This window comes from Streptomyces sp. 5K101 (assembly GCF_046506645.1).
GTDB lineage: Bacteria > Actinomycetota > Actinomycetes > Streptomycetales > Streptomycetaceae > Streptomyces.
The window spans coordinates 199,585-213,992 of sequence record NZ_JBKFFO010000010.1; the positions used below are offsets into that span (position 1 = coordinate 199,585).

At 71.0% G+C, this 14,408-nt stretch carries 13 protein-coding genes; 5 read left to right on the forward strand and 8 right to left on the reverse strand.

All coding sequences use genetic code 11. From position 1 onward, the window contains the following. Positions 1-7: 7 nt before the first annotated feature. The 4 genes from ACLB9X_RS20900 to ACLB9X_RS20915 all read right to left on the reverse strand — a co-directional run bounded on the left by ACLB9X_RS20900 (position 8) and on the right by ACLB9X_RS20915 (position 4,365). Positions 8-856, reverse strand: coding sequence for a carbohydrate ABC transporter permease (locus ACLB9X_RS20900; RefSeq protein WP_410361883.1), 849 nt, complete (start codon positions 854-856; stop codon positions 8-10). After that, a complete protein-coding gene (locus tag ACLB9X_RS20905; RefSeq protein ID WP_410361884.1) occupies positions 853-1,749 on the reverse strand; it encodes a carbohydrate ABC transporter permease in 897 nt (298 codons plus the stop codon). The genes ACLB9X_RS20900 and ACLB9X_RS20905 overlap by 4 nt, the downstream gene beginning before the upstream one ends. Positions 1,750-1,757: 8 nt before the next feature. Then, the gene (locus tag ACLB9X_RS20910; RefSeq protein ID WP_410361969.1) at positions 1,758-3,089 is read right to left on the reverse strand and encodes an ABC transporter substrate-binding protein; all 1,332 of its coding nucleotides are present in this window, start codon (positions 3,087-3,089) and stop codon (positions 1,758-1,760) included. Between the two features lie 109 nt (positions 3,090-3,198). Beyond that, positions 3,199-4,365 (reverse strand): substrate-binding domain-containing protein, encoded by a 1,167-nt coding sequence (locus tag ACLB9X_RS20915; protein WP_410361885.1) that lies wholly within the window; start codon positions 4,363-4,365, stop codon positions 3,199-3,201. Between the two features lie 161 nt (positions 4,366-4,526). Between ACLB9X_RS20915 and ACLB9X_RS20920 the strand changes: the two genes are divergently transcribed. Beyond that, on the forward strand, positions 4,527-6,335 hold the full coding sequence (locus ACLB9X_RS20920; protein ID WP_410361886.1) for a DUF2264 domain-containing protein: 1,809 nt from the start codon (positions 4,527-4,529) through the stop codon (positions 6,333-6,335). Between the two features lie 3 nt (positions 6,336-6,338). Here ACLB9X_RS20920 and ACLB9X_RS20925 read toward each other — a convergent pair whose 3' ends face one another. The 3 genes from ACLB9X_RS20925 to ACLB9X_RS20935 all read right to left on the reverse strand — a co-directional run bounded on the left by ACLB9X_RS20925 (position 6,339) and on the right by ACLB9X_RS20935 (position 9,414). Next, entirely contained in the window at positions 6,339-7,112 is a 774-nt protein-coding gene (locus ACLB9X_RS20925) for an SDR family NAD(P)-dependent oxidoreductase (protein WP_410361887.1), read from the reverse strand. Between the two features lie 10 nt (positions 7,113-7,122). Beyond that, a complete protein-coding gene (locus ACLB9X_RS20930) occupies positions 7,123-8,631 on the reverse strand; it encodes a multicopper oxidase family protein (RefSeq protein ID WP_410361888.1) in 1,509 nt (502 codons plus the stop codon). Positions 8,632-8,724: 93 nt separating this feature from the next. Further along, the gene (locus ACLB9X_RS20935) at positions 8,725-9,414 is read right to left on the reverse strand and encodes an MOSC domain-containing protein (RefSeq protein ID WP_410361889.1); all 690 of its coding nucleotides are present in this window, start codon (positions 9,412-9,414) and stop codon (positions 8,725-8,727) included. An 82-nt stretch (positions 9,415-9,496) separates the two neighbouring features. Between ACLB9X_RS20935 and ACLB9X_RS20940 the strand changes: the two genes are divergently transcribed. Further along, positions 9,497-10,387, forward strand: coding sequence for a LysR family transcriptional regulator (locus tag ACLB9X_RS20940; protein WP_410361890.1), 891 nt, complete (start codon positions 9,497-9,499; stop codon positions 10,385-10,387). Between the two features lie 187 nt (positions 10,388-10,574). Here the strand turns inward: ACLB9X_RS20940 and ACLB9X_RS20945 are convergent, their stop codons facing one another. Continuing rightward, a complete protein-coding gene (locus tag ACLB9X_RS20945; RefSeq protein WP_177148662.1) occupies positions 10,575-10,898 on the reverse strand; it encodes a WhiB family transcriptional regulator in 324 nt (107 codons plus the stop codon). A 453-nt stretch (positions 10,899-11,351) separates the two neighbouring features. Between ACLB9X_RS20945 and ACLB9X_RS20950 the strand changes: the two genes are divergently transcribed. The 3 genes from ACLB9X_RS20950 to guaB all read left to right on the forward strand — a co-directional run bounded on the left by ACLB9X_RS20950 (position 11,352) and on the right by guaB (position 14,390). Beyond that, positions 11,352-11,963, forward strand: coding sequence for a response regulator transcription factor (locus tag ACLB9X_RS20950; RefSeq protein WP_003948568.1), 612 nt, complete (start codon positions 11,352-11,354; stop codon positions 11,961-11,963). A 210-nt stretch (positions 11,964-12,173) separates the two neighbouring features. Further along, on the forward strand, positions 12,174-12,761 hold the full coding sequence (locus ACLB9X_RS20955) for a sigma-70 family RNA polymerase sigma factor (RefSeq protein WP_410361891.1): 588 nt from the start codon (positions 12,174-12,176) through the stop codon (positions 12,759-12,761). Positions 12,762-12,887: 126 nt separating this feature from the next. Continuing rightward, positions 12,888-14,390, forward strand: coding sequence for an IMP dehydrogenase (gene guaB, locus ACLB9X_RS20960; protein ID WP_410361892.1), 1,503 nt, complete (start codon positions 12,888-12,890; stop codon positions 14,388-14,390). Positions 14,391-14,408: the final 18 nt, after the last annotated feature.

Consider the following 14,408-nt stretch of genomic DNA (forward strand, 5'->3'; position numbering starts at 1 on the left):
GCTTGGGTCACTTGACGCTGCCGGCGGTCAGGCCGGCCTTCCAGTGCCGCTGAAGTGAGACGAAGGCGACGATCAGGGGTATGACGGCGAGCAGGGAGCCCGTCACCACGAGCGGGTAGTACTCCGGCTCGGCACGGGAGTTGCTGTTCCACGCGTACAGGCCGAGGCTCAGCGGGAAGAGCTTCTGGTCCGACAGCATCACCAGGGGGAGGAAGAAGTTGTTCCAGATCGCGGTGAACTGGAAGAGGAAGACGGTCACGAAGCCCGGCATCAGCATGCGCAGACCGATGGACCAGAAGGTGCGCAACTCGCCGGCGCCGTCGATACGGGCGGCTTCCAGAGCCTCGTCGGGGACGTAGCCGGCGCTGAGGACCCGGGAGAGGTAGACGCCGAAGGGGTGCACCAGGACGGGAAGGAGCACGGCCCAGTAGGTGTTGACGATGCCCACGTCACTGGCGAGCAGGTACATCGGCAGGGCGAGCGCGGTGGTCGGGAGGAGCACCCCCAGCAGGACCACGCCGAACAGCTTCTCCTTGCCCCTGAAGTGGTACTTGTCGAAGGCGTAGCCCGCCGCGACGCTGATCAGCGAGCTGAGCGCGGCTCCGCCGCCCGCGTACAGCAGGCTGTTGAGGTACCAGCGGAAGTAGACGCCGTCGCCGTACGAGGCCAGGGCGGAGAGGTTCGCGCCGAGGTCGAACCCCTCGAAGGAGAAGGCGTTTCCCGCGAGGAGGCCGCCGGCGTCCTTGGTGGCCGCGGTGACCAGCCACACGAGTGGGAAGAGCATGTAGAGCGTGGCGAGGACGAGCACGCCGTTGACGGCGCTCCTCGAAAGCCACCGGAAGGCGGGGGAGGTCATGCCGTCTTCTCCTTCCGGCCGGTGAGGCGGGTGACCCCGAAGGAGAGCAGCGCGGCGGTGAGCGCGAGGAGCACGGAGGCGGCGGCCGCGAGTCCGTAGTCGTTGCGGTCGAAGGCCGCGGTGTAGGCGTACATGTTCGGTGTCCAGGTGGAGGTCACGGAGGAGCCGGTGCCCTTGTTGAGGATCAGCGGCTCGGTGAACAGCTGCAGCGATCCGATGACGGTGAAGAGAGCGACCATCACGACCGAGGCGCGGATCAGCGGGACCTTGATGCTCAGCGCGGTACGCCAGGCGCCCGCGCCGTCCACCGTGGCCGCTTCGAGCACGGAGCGGTCGATGGCCTGGAGGGCGGCGTAGAAGATCACCACGTTGTAGCCGAGCCATTCCCACAGCGCGATGTTGATCACGGAGGGCAGGACGCCTTCGGGGGAGAAGAAGTCGAAGCCGATGCCGCCGGCCTCCATCGCCTGGGCGACCGGGCTGAGTTGGGGCGTGTAGAGGTAGACCCAGATCAGGGCGGCGATGATGCCGGGGACGGCGTGCGGCAGGAAGAGCGCGAGCTGGAAGAAGCGGCGGGCGCGGGCGAGCGCCGAGTCGAGGAGCAGGGCGAGGACGAGGGCTCCGCCGATCATCAGCGGGATGTAGAACACGCAGTACCCGAGGAGTACGAGGAAGCCCTCGCGGAAGGCCGGGTCACCCAGCGCCGCCACGTAGTTGTCGAGGCCGCTGAAGACGGTCTCGGTGCCGCCGAAGCCCAGTCCGGACTGCTTGTCGGTGAACAGGCTCAGCCGGACCGCGTAACCGACCGGCAGCACCATCACCAGGACGAAGAGGACGAAGAAGGGGGTCAGCAGGACGCCGGCAGCGGCGTTGGTACGGGCGCGGGCCTTCATGGTCTTCCTCAGCCCTCGACCTTCAGGCCGCGCTTGTCGAGCTCGGAGACGGTCGCGTCGTGTCCGGCCCGGACGGCGTCGGCGATCGTCGCGCCGCCGGTCGTGACCTTGCCGAAGGCGTCCTTGATGGCGGTGTTCGTGGTGCCGGAGGTCGGGCCCCAGGCCCAGTTCGGGTTGATGGACGCGCCCGCGTCCTCGAAGACCTGGTAGATGTCCTGTCCGCCGTAGTACTCGGTGTCGAACGCGGACCTGGCGGCCGGGCGCAGTCCGGCGGCGGCGGGGAAGGCGCTGGAGGTGCCGGACTCGATACGGGCCTTGATGCCGCCCTCGGTGGTCGTCATCCACGTGGCGAACCCGACGGCGGCCTCGGCCTTCTCGCTGTCCTTGGTCACGGCGAAGGTGGAGCCGCCCAGCATGCCGCTGGCCGGCTTGCCGTCCCAGGTGGGCATCGGGGCGACGGCCCACTTGCCGCTCTGCTCGGGCAGCGTGCCCTTGAGGACGCCGGCGCCCCAGGAGGCGCCGAGGTAGCCGACGGTGCCGCCGCTCTTGAGGGAGTTGGTCCACTCCGGGCTGAAGGAGGCGTTGCTGCGGATGAGGTCGTCGTCGAGGAGTTCCTGCCAGTACGCCGAGACCTTGGCCGTGGCGGCGTCCGTGGTGTCGATCTTCCAGGTGTCGCCCTCGGCCTTGAACCACTGGGCGCCGGCCTGCCAGACCATGGCCTGGAAGGTGGTCGGATCGTCGGGGAAGAAGGTGCCTGTGCGCGCCTCCTTGTCGGCCTTCTTCACCTTCTCGGCGGCCTTGCGGAAGTCGTCCCAGGTCCTCGGGACCTCGACGCCGTACTTCGCGAACAGGTCCTTGCGGTAGTAGAAGGCCTGCGGAGCGGCGTCGAAGGGGACGGCCCAGTTCTTGCCGCCGAGGGTGGTGAGTTCGACGGTCTGCGGCAGGAACTTCTTCTTGACGTCGTCGGTCAGGTGGGAGCTGATGTCCTGGACCGCGCCCTGGCTCACGAACTCGGGGAGCATCGGGTACTCGATGGAGACCAGGTCGGGCGCGTTGCCGGCCTTCACCGCGTTGGAGATCTTGGCGTAGCCGCCGGCGTTGCCGGAGGGGGTCTCCTCGAACGTGACGCGGATGTCGCTCTGCGAGGCGTTGAACGCGTCCACGACTTCCTGCGTCCCCTTGGCCCATCCCCAGAAGGTGATGGTCACGGGCTTCCCGTCGCTCCCCTCGGTCCGGGAGTCCGCGCCGCTGCCGCCGCAGGCCGTGAGCACGGCGAGGGCGGAGGCGGTGGCGATCGCGGCGACGGCGTTTCTGGTCCGACGGGTCGGGACGTTCCTGATAGGGCTCACGGCACAGCTGCTGACAAAGCGGCGGCACTTGCGTCGGCCGCGATCCTTGGCCGAGTCGTGAGCGAAGTCAAGAACGAATGATCGAATGATCGAAATAAGCTCAAGAACTGATTCCGTCGGCGACGCGCCGGGTGTGCGTCCCCGTGCCGCCGCCCGCGTCACCCGCACGGCGCGCCCCGCACGAGTCCCGCACCCGCAGGCGCGGCAGCAGCGCCAGGTGCCGCCGGGGCTCGTCCGCGTCGCCCGGCCCGCCCGCCAGCCGCTCCACCAGCAGCCGCGTCGCCTCCCGGCCGACCTCGCGCTTGGGCGGGGCCACCGCCGTCAGCGGTATGTCCGCGAGCGCCGCCACCTCGTCGTCGTACGCGATCAGCGCCAGGTCGTCGGGCACCCGTACGCCCAGCTCGGCCAGCCGCTGCACCATCTGGATCGCGTCCACGTCGTTGTGCACCAGCGCCGCGCTCGCCGTACCCGAGACCACCGCCTCGTGCAGCGCGCGCACGGCCGCCTCGAACTCCTCGGGGCGCTGCTCGGCGGGCACCGAGTCGATCACCGGCCCGGGGGCGCGCAGCCCCAGCGCGCCGAGCGCGTCCGTGTACCCGGAGCGCACCGCGAGCGCGGTCGGGCTGTCGGACCGGGCCACCAGCAGAGGTGCGCCGTGACCCAGGTCCCTCAGGTGGCGCACGGCCAGCAGGGCGCCGTGCCCGTGGTCGGACGCGACGCGGTCCATGCCGTCCAGGGCGCTGCCCGGCGCCGCGCGGCGCTCCAGCAGCACGGCGGGCACCGGCAGGCCGGTGATCCATTCGCCGTGTGCGGCCGGGTCCCCGGGGGCGCGCCAGCCCGGCGCGATCAGCAGGCCCTCGGCCCCGGCGGCCAGCAGCCCCTCGGTGCGCACGGGGTCCTCCTCGGGCCGGTAGTCCGAGATCCGCAGGATCAGCCGCGAACCGGCGCGCGCGGCCGCCTCGTGGGCGCCGCGGATCACCTCGGCGAAGTAGTACGTGGAGGAGGGCGCGAGCAGTCCGATCACGGGACCGTGTCCGCCGTCGGCCACGGAGCCCGCGCCGGGCGCCGCCGCGGGCCGCCGGCCCGGCCAGGACACCGAGCCGTGGATCCGGTCGAGCCTGCCCTCCCCGGCCAGGAGCTCGACGTCCCGGCGCGCGGTCACGGGCGAGACGCCCAGCAGAGCGGCCAGGTCGGAGACGCGCGCACTGCCGCGGTCCCGTACCAGCCCCAGCAGTCGTTCATGACGTTCGGCAGCACTCTCGCGCACGGTGACGGTCCCCCTCGCAGTGTGTGGCCCGGCTGATGCCAGCCTACGGCAGAGTGATCGAACCACGGCATATTTCGATCATTCACACGTGGTCCATTGACGTTCGATCACAGCTCGTTCATGCTTTCGCCGTCGCCGTCGTCTGTGCCCAGGGGAGCATCATGCCGTTCGAGTCCACCGGCTGGACCCGTGCGCACTGGGAGGACGCCGCCGACGACCTGCTCCTCGCGGTACGCCCGTGGGCCTCGCCGCGGAGCGGTCTGATCAGCCTCCCCGGCGCCCGCCCCAGCTGGTCCGGCCCTCGCTCCGACGGCCTCGAAGGCTACGCCCGTACGTTCCTGCTCGCCGCGCTCCGCGTCGCGGGCGCCCACGGCGAGGACCCGCACGGCTTCCTGCCCCGGTACGCCGAAGGGCTGGCCGCCGGTACGGAGGACCCCGTGCCCACGGGCGACCTGAGCGCCCACGCGCCCGACTCCTGGCCGCTCATGGCCGACGTGCGCCAGGCCGTCGTCGAATCCGCCTCCGTCGCCATCGCCCTGCGCCTCACCCGCCCCTGGCTCTGGGACACCCTCGACGACCGGACACGCGAACGAGTCGTCGCCTGGCTGCTCCCCGCCCTCGGCCCGTCCCCGGTCGACAACAACTGGTGGCTCTTCGGCCTCACCGTCGCCGGCTTCCTCCAGGACGCCGGCATCGAGACCGACCGGGCCCAGCGCACCATCGACCGCGCGCTCGACCGCATCGAGCACTGGTGGCTCGGCGACGGCTGGTACAGCGACGGCCCGAACCGCGCCTTCGACCACTACAACGCCTGGGCCCTGCACTTCTACCCGGTCCTGCACGCCCACCTCGCCGGCGACCGGGCTCTGCTCGACCGGTACGGCCCCCGCCTGCACCGCCACCTCGCCGACGTCACCCGCCTCTTCGACGCCAACGGCGCGCCCCTGCCCTACGGCCGCTCGCTGACCTACCGCTTCGCCGCGGCGGCCGCCCCCTGGCTCGGCGCCCTGACCGGCCACACCCCGCTGACCCCCGGCGCCACCCGCCGGCTCGCCTCCGGAGCCCTGCGCCACTTCCTCGACCGCGGAGCCACGGACGCACGAGGGCTGCTCACCCCGGGCTGGTACGGGCCGTACGAACCGGCCGTCCAGAGCTACTCCGGCCCCGCGTCCCCCTACTGGGCCGCCAAGGGCTTCCTCGGCCTGCTCCTCCCCGCGACCCACCCCGTCTGGACCGCCCCCGAGGAACCGATTCCCGCCGAGACCGAGGACGCGGTCACCACCCTGGCCCCGCCCGGCATGCTGATCCAGTCCACCGCCGCCGACGGTCTCGTACGCCTCCACAACCACGGCAGCAACCATGTGGACCCACGGGACGACGACCCCGGGTACGCCCGGTTCGCGTACTCCACCCGGACCGGCCCGACCATCGGGAGCGCCGACAACCACTTCGCTCTGCTCGTTGACGGTTCCCCCACCCGGCGCGGCCCCGCCGAGCCGCTCGGGCACGGCCCGGGCTGGGCGGCCTCCGCCCACACCCCGCAACCCGGCGTGCGCGTCGTGTCCGCCACCCTCGCGCACGGCCGGGCCGAGGTCCGCGCGCATCTCGTCGTCGGCGCGCCGCCCGGGACGCCGGTCCGCCAGACCGGCTGGGCCACCGACGGCACGGTGACCGCCCAGCTCCACCCGGTCCACGGCTACCGCGTCGCGGCGGAGTCGGCCACCGGCCCGACCCTGGTCGCCGACCGGAGCCGTACGCACGTCCTCGAAGGGCGCACCGAGTCGGCCGAGTCGCTCTTCGTCGCCCTCGCCTCGGTGACCGCCGAGCCGGACCCGGCGCCCGTCGCCACCCTCGCAGACGTGTTCATCACCGGCCGCCGCACCATCCGCGTGACCTGGCCGGGCAACGTCACCCGCGAGGTGACGCTCGATCCGGGGACGCCGGACATCCGCCAACAGGCCCCCGCCTGACGGCTACTGCGGCCCGTACTTGCGGCCCGCGCGCGAGCTGACCCCGCCGAGCAGGCCGCGCGGCGCCAGCTTCATCACGCCCATCAGCGCCTTGTACCGCGGATCGGGGATCGACAGCGACTTGCCCTTCGCCAGATCCGCCAGCGCCGACGACACCAGCTTGTCGGCGTCCAGCCACATCCACCCCGGGATGTTGTCCGTCCCCATCCCGGCCCGCTGGTGGAACTCCGTCCGCACGAAACCGGGGCACAGCGCCATCAGCCGCACGCCCGACCCCGCCATGTCCCGCGCCACACCCTGCGTGAACTGCACGACCCACGCCTTGGAGGCGCCGTACGTGCCGCGCGGCACGAACGCCGCCACCGAGGCCACGTTCACCACGCCTCCGCGGCCCCGCTCCCGCATCGAGCCGGCCGCCGCGGACGTCAGCCGCAGCACGGCCTCGCAGTGCACCTTCAGCATCGTCAACTCGTCGGCCATGGACACCTCCAGGAAGCGTCCCTTGTTCCCGAAACCGGCGTTGTTGATCAGCAGGTCGACGGGGTGCCTGCGGTCCACGAGCCGCTTCTCGACCGCCGCGATCCCCGCGTCGCCGGACAGGTCCGCCGTCAGCACCTCCGCCTCGATGCCGTGCCGGTCGTGCAGCTCGGTGGCCTGCTCCTGCAGCCGCTCGGTGTCGCGGGCCACCAGCACCAGATTGCGTCCCTCGGCCGCCAGCCGCCGCGCGAACGCGGCGCCGATGCCCGCGGTCGCTCCCGTGATCAGTGCAGTCGTCATAGGCGGCACGTTAGTGCCCCGCGTGTGAGTGCGGCGTACGAACCTCGCCCGCCCGCTGTCCCTTCTCGACGACCACGAACTGGCCCATCATGCCCCCGTCCTCGTGGTACAGCAGATGACAGTGGTACATGTACGGAGTGTCCGGATCCGCAGGGCCGGTGAACCGCAGGGCGATCCTCACCCTCCCGTTGCCGGGCACGAAGACGGTGTCCTTGGCGCCGCGCAGATGCGGCGGGGGCTGCCGGCCGTCGACCTCCAGCACCCGGAACTGCACGTCGTGCACATGGAAGTTGTGCGGCATCCCGTCGTCGTTGCGCAGGACCCACGTCTCGGTGGTGCCCCGGGTGACGGTCTCGTCGATCCGCTCCATCGACATCGGCCTGCCGTTGATCCCCGACCGCTGAAGGCGGAAGATCCGTGTCCGCACCGACTCCCCGGCGTCCGGCAGCTCCGGCTCGCCCAGCCGGTGCGGAAGCCCGGGCGAGGGGCGCAGCGTCTTCGCGGCGCGCAGCTCCAGCACGTCGAACGCGTCGTCGCCGCCGTTGAACCGGGTCTGCCAGAAGTCGCCCAGATTCTGCGGATGGCTGCGCAGCACCGCACGTTCGCCGGGGCGCATCCGCACGACGATCTCGGCCCGTTCGCCGGGAGAGAGCAGGATGCGGTCCGTCGGCACGGCCTCCGCCAGCAGGCCGCCGTCCGACGCGATCAGCGAGAAACGCCGGTCGTCGGCGAAGCCGAAGTGGTAGACGCGGGCCGTGGAGGCGTTGAGCAGGCGCAGCCGTATCAGCTCGTCACCGACCTTCTTGTACGGGTCGAGCGTGCCGTTGACCATGGTCCGGTCGCCGAGGAAGCCGCTGTCGGACATGAGCTCGTGGCCGTGGTCGAACGCGGCGCCGTCGAACCGGACGTCCTGCACGATGACGGGCAGGTCGTCGACGCCGTACCGCTTCGGCAGCGGAAGCCGCGCCGACCGCTCGTCGTCCAGCAGGAACATGCCGGCCAGTCCGCGCCGCACGTGCTGCTCCGTCTTGCCGTGCGGGTGCGGGTGGTACCAGAGCGACGCCGCGGGCTGGTCGACCGTCCAGTGCGGGCTCCAGGTGCCGCCCGGCGCCACCGCCTGGTGCGGGCCGCCGTCCATCGCGGCGGGCAGGTGCATGCCGTGCCAGTGCACGGTGGAGGTCTCGTCCAGGGCGTTCCGTATCCGCACCTGGACCTTGTCGGCGCGTGCGGCGCGCAGGGTCGGGCCCAGATAGTCGCCGTTGAAGCCCCAGGTGGGCGTCCGCTGCCCGGCTCGGAACTCCTTGTGCCCGGCCCGCATCGTGAGATCGAAGACCTTGGTGCCGTCGGGCCGGACGGTCGGTTCGGCCAGGGGCGGCACGGCCAACTCGCGGCTGAACGAGGTGCCGACGGTGGACACCCGGGCGTCGGAGTACAGCCAGAAGAACCCGCCGCCCACCGCGCCGGCGAAGGCGACGGCGAGCGCCGTGAGAACGACGATGACGCGCTTGAGCGGGGACATGCCTCCAGCGTTCCGGCCCCCGCGAGCGGTCACATCGGGGACCGCCCCCCATCGGTCCCCGATCAAACTCCGATGCACGCTCGGGGATTTCCCCTACGAGACGGCCGGCCGCTCCCCGTCGTCGGTCCCGTACCTGGCCACGTACTCCCGTGCCGCGCGCAGCTGCTCGGGGTGCAGCGCGTCGCCCGCGGCGAGCACCCGGGGCAGCAGGGCGCGTTCGGTGGTCTCGGCCCGGAACGCCAGCGAGACGGTGACCTCGTGCTCCGGCCGGTGCACGATCTCGATCGGGTCGCCCGCACGGACCTCGCCGGGCGTTATCACCCGCAGATACGCCCCGGGGGCCGCGGCCAGGGTGAACCGCCGGACCCAGCCCTTCGCGTCCAGCCGGCTCGCGAAGGTGCGGCACGGGATGCGTCCGCTCGTGACCTCGAGCACCAGGTCCCGCCCGATCCGCCAGCGTTCGCCGATCCTCGCGCCGTTGACGTCGAGCCCGCTCGTCGTGAGGTTCTCGCCGAACGAGCCGTTCGCCAGCGGCCTGCCCAGCTCCTGCTCCCAGACGTCCAGATCCTCGCGGGCGAAAGCGTAGACGGCCTGGTCGGTGCCCCCGTGATGACGCAGGTCGGATATCGCGTCGCCGGCCAGCCCGCTGCCGCCCTCGCCCTTGCGGCCGGGATCGCTCACCCGGACGGCCCCCTCGACCGGGCGCTTGTCGATGCCGGTCGTGCCGGTGTCCGCGTAGCCCACCGGCTTCAGCCGCCCCACGTTCACGCTCAGAAGCTTCATGGCGGGCACGCTAACCCGGTGGTCCTCAAAGGAACCACCCGATATTTCACTTCGGCCTCCAAGGCTGCCTTATGCTCGGAGGGTGATCGAAGCCCGTCACCTCCGTGTCCTGCGCGCCGTCGCCGCCACCGGCTCCTTCTCCGCCGCCGCGCGCGAACTGGGCTGCACCCAGCCCGCGGTCAGTCAGCAGATGAAGGCGCTCGAAACCTCGGCCGGCACCCCGCTGCTCATCCGTACGGGCCGCGAGATGCGCCTGACCCAGGCCGGCGAAGTGCTCGTCCGGCACGCTTCCGGCATCCTCGCGGGGCTCACCGCCGCCGAGGAGGAGATCGCGGCGATCGCCGGGCTCAGGGCGGGCCGGGTCCGGCTGGTGTCGTTCCCGAGCGGCAGTTCCACGCTCGTGCCGACCGCGCTCGCCGCCCTGCGCGCGGCGCATCCCGGCACCAGGGTCTCCCTGGTCGACGCGGAACCGCCCCGCTCCGTCGAGATGCTGCGGGAGGGCGACTGCGACGTGGCCCTCGCCTTCCGCTACGGCACGACGGGCGCCGAGTGGGACGACCTCGTGGTGCGCCCGCTGCTCACCGACCGGCTCGTCGGGCTCGTGCCGGAGGGGCACCGCCTGGCCGGAGCGGAGAGCGTCGCAATCGGCGACCTCACCGACGAGCCGTGGATCGCGGGCTGCCCGCGCTGCCGCCGTCAGCTCGTGGAGGTCTGCGAGGAGGCGGGCTTCACCCCGCGGATCGACTTCGCGACGGACGACTACCCGGCGGTGATCGGGCTGGTCGGCGCAGGCCTGGGGGTGGCGGTGCTGCCGGAGCTGGCGCTGGAGTCGGTGCGCCCCAAGGGTGTGCGGACGATCGCGGTGAACCCGCCCGTCGCGCGCGAGATCGTCGCCCTGACCCTCCCCGACCTGTCCCAGGTCCCGGCGGTCGCGGCGACCCTCGACCAGCTGACCCTGGCGGCCCGGCGCTGAGTACACGCCAGCCGGTCCCGGCAGAGGCCGGGACCGGCTGGCAGGAGGGGATGCGGGGCGCGGGTGGATCGCTCGTCGTCGCGGTCGTGGCGGATGCTTCTCGTCGTCGTTGTCGCTGTTGTTCGGTCGATGTTGTTCGCTCACAGAAGCGAAGGAACGTTTCTTCGATAGGTCGCGGTCCGGGGTGTCAACCCCCCACCGCGCCTCCCGCGCTCGTCGCGGGGATCAGTCGATGGCGTGCGCGGCCCATGAGCTCCTCGCGCTCGTCCTCGGTCAGCCCGCCCCAGACGCCGTACGGCTCGCGCACGGCCAGCGCATGTGCGGCGCACTCGGCCCGGACGGGGCACCGCATGCAGACCTCTTTAGCCGAGTTCTCGCGGGCACTGCGTGCTGCGCCGCGTTCGCCCTCCGGATGGAAGAAGAGCGAGCTGTCGACCCCGCGGCATGCCGCGAGGAGCTGCCAGTCCCACAGATCGGCATTGGGTCCGGGAAGGCGAGAGAAATCTGCCATAGCGCATGTCCCCTTGAAACCGTGCTGAGTGGATACAGGACAGGTCGGAAACGGACGGGACCACCGGCCGGTGCGTGCCGGATCCGGCACCCCGCTGTGTGCCAACGACCGTACATCTACTGTGTAAGTAGATGTAAATATGACTCATTGCGAATCTAGCCAAAGACACCAGCGAATGTGAAGAAAAGGCGCTGAATGGGGGCACGACTCCCCGAAGAAACTGCGGTGACCTGCGGCGCTGCGGTCCGCGCACGGTCCCTTACGCAGAGTGTCGAAGAGCTTCGTCCGACCCGTAACTCTTTCGAGTGACCGTCGTTGAGAGGGCGGAGGCGGTTGAAGGGACAAGCTGTCGGGCACATGTCCGAGAGCGTTCAACCGCTCAGGTGACGAAACGTATCCAGCCTGGAGGCTCAAGGTGACGCGCTTTTGCTGCGAGAGCCACGGAGGTCAGTCATGACATCCGTCCTCGTCTGCGACGACTCCCCGCTTGCCCGAGAGGCGCTCCGCCGCGCGGTCGCGACCGTGCCCGGCGTCGAGCGCGTGACGACCGCGGCCAACGGCGAGGAAGTCCTCCGCCGCTGGGGCGCGGACCGCTCGGACCTGATTCTCATGGACGTGCGCATGCCCGGACTGGGCGGCGTCGAGACCGTGCGCCGGCTTCTGTCCGCCGATCCGGGCGCCCGGATCATCATGCTCACCGTCGCCGAGGACCTCGACGGTGTCGCGCTCGCGGTCGCCGCCGGTGCCCGCGGCTACCTGCACAAGGACGCCTCGCGCGCCGAGTTGCGGGCGACCGTGACCCAGGCGCTCGCCGACCCCACGTGGCGGCTCGCCCCGCGCCGGCTCCGCTCGGCCGAGATGGGCGCCGCGCCCACCCTCACCGCGCGTGAGATCCAGGTGCTCGAGGGCATGAGCCACGGCCGGTCCAACGCGGAGATCGGGCGCGAGCTGTTCCTTTCGGAGGACACGGTGAAGACGCACGCCAGGCGCCTGTTCAAGAAGCTCGGCGCCTCGGACCGGGCGCACGCGGTGGCGCTCGGATTCCGGTGGGGCCTCGTCCGCTGAGCGGGCCCGTGCGGGGTGACGGATGCCCGAGGGCATCCGTTTCCCGCGCCATGCCGCATCCTTGAGGGTGTGGAGTTCCTCGGGGACGAGTCGGTCGAGCGGGAGGGGAGGGCGCAGGAGATGAGTTCCGGCGCACCTGCTCATAACGCTTCGGTGCACAACATGGGACGCGGTGCCACGGACGCTCCGGCGGCCAGGCACCATGGACCGATGCGTGACGACGAGGCGGCGAACGCCCAGGGGGCCATCGGTGCGCTCGTCCATCGTGCCGTCGACGGCGACGAGCAGGCCACGCACGACCTGCTCGCGCACGTCCACCCGCTCGCGCTGCGCTTCTGCCGTTCCCGTCTCAACAGACTCCCGGGTGACGCCCGGCACTTCGCCGACGACCTCGCCCAGGAGGTGTGCGTCGCGGTGCTGATGGCACTGCCGCGCTACAAGGACACCGGAAGGCCCTTCGAGGCCTTCGTCTTCGCCATCGCCTCGCACAAGGTCGCCGACCTGCAGCGGGCCGCGATGCGGCACCCCGGCTCGACGGCCGTGCCGTCCGACGAGATGCCCGAGCGGCCCGACGACTCCCTCGGCCCCGAGGAGCGCGCGCTGCTCAGCGACGACGCCGAGTGGGCCAAGAAACTCCTCGCCAACCTCCCGGAGAACCAGCGCGAGCTGCTCGTGCTGCGCGTCGCCGTCGGGCTCACGGCCGAGGAGACGGGACAGATGCTGGGGATGTCGCCGGGTGCGGTGCGGGTCGCCCAGCACCGTGCGCTGAGCCGTCTGCGGGCGCTCGCCGAGCAGTGATCCGCCCGGCGGTCGCGTACGTATGAACGTACAAAGCTGCTTACTGATCTTGATCGTGGAATGAGACGGGTCCCGAGCCCGTTAGCATGGACATCCGCACCGATCAAGGCCATTGGGGAAGGTGTCATGACCAACGTCGACGGAGTGCCCGAGAAATTCGCGACACTCGGGCTGACCTACGACGATGTGCTGCTGCTGCCGGGTGCCTCCGACATGGCCCCCGACCAGATCGACACCTCCTCGTACCTCTCGAAGAACGTGCGGGTGAACATCCCGCTGCTGTCCGCCGCCATGGACAAGGTGACCGAGGCGCGCATGGCCATCGCCATGGCCCGTCAGGGCGGCGCGGGCGTCCTGCACCGCAACCTGTCCATCGCCGACCAGGCCAACCAGGTCGACCTGGTCAAGCGGTCGGAGTCCGGCATGGTCACCGACCCGATCACCGTGCACCCGGATGCCACGCTCGCCGAGGCGGACGCGATCTGCGGCAAGTTCCGCATCAGCGGTGTGCCCGTGACCGACAAGGCCGGCAAGCTCCTCGGCATCGTCACCAACCGTGACATGGCCTTCGAGACCGACCGCAGCCAGCAGGTGCGCGACGTCATGACCCCGATGCCGCTGGTCACCGGCAAGGTCGGGATCTCCGGTGTGGACGCCATGGAGCTGCTGCGCCGCCACAAGATCGAGAAGCTTCCGCTGGTCGACGACGCGGGCATCCTCAAGGGCCTGATCACGGTCAAGGACTTCGTCAAGGCCGAGAAGTACCCGAACGCCGCCAAGGACAAGGAAGGCCGGCTGCTCGTCGGCGCGGCCGTCGGTGTCGCGGGCGACGCCTTCGAGCGCGCCCAGGCGCTGATCGAGGCGGGCGTCGACTTCATCGTCGTGGACACCGCGCACGGCCACTCCAAGCTGGTCGGCGACATGGTCGCCAAGATCAAGTCGAACTCCTCCGGTGTGGACGTCATCGGCGGCAACGTCGCCACCAGGGACGGCGCCCAGGCGCTGATCGACGCGGGTGTCGACGGCATCAAGGTCGGCGTCGGCCCGGGTTCCATCTGCACCACGCGCGTGGTCGCCGGCATCGGTGTTCCCCAGGTCACCGCGATCTACGAGGCCTCGCTCGCCGCCAAGGAGGCGGGCGTGCCGGTGATCGGCGACGGCGGCCTGCAGTACAGCGGTGACATCGCCAAGGCCCTGGTCGCGGGTGCCGACACGGTGATGCTCGGCTCGCTGCTCGCCGGCTGCGAGGAGTCCCCGGGCGAGCTGCTCTTCATCAACGGCAAGCAGTTCAAGTCGTACCGGGGCATGGGCTCGCTGGGCGCCATGCAGTCCCGCGGCGAGCAGCGCTCCTTCTCCAAGGACCGCTACTTCCAGGAGGGCGTCGCCTCCGACGAGAAGCTGGTGCCCGAGGGCATCGAGGGCCAGGTCCCCTACCGCGGCCCGCTCTCCGCGGTCGTCCACCAGCTCGTCGGCGGTCTGCGCCAGTCGATGTTCTACGTCGGCGGCCGCACGGTGCCGGAGCTCCAGGCGAACGGCCGGTTCGTCCGGATCACCTCGGCGGGTCTCAAGGAGAGCCACCCGCACGACATCCAGATGACGGTCGAGGCGCCGAACTACAGCAGGAAGTAGCGCGTACGTCCCACGAGG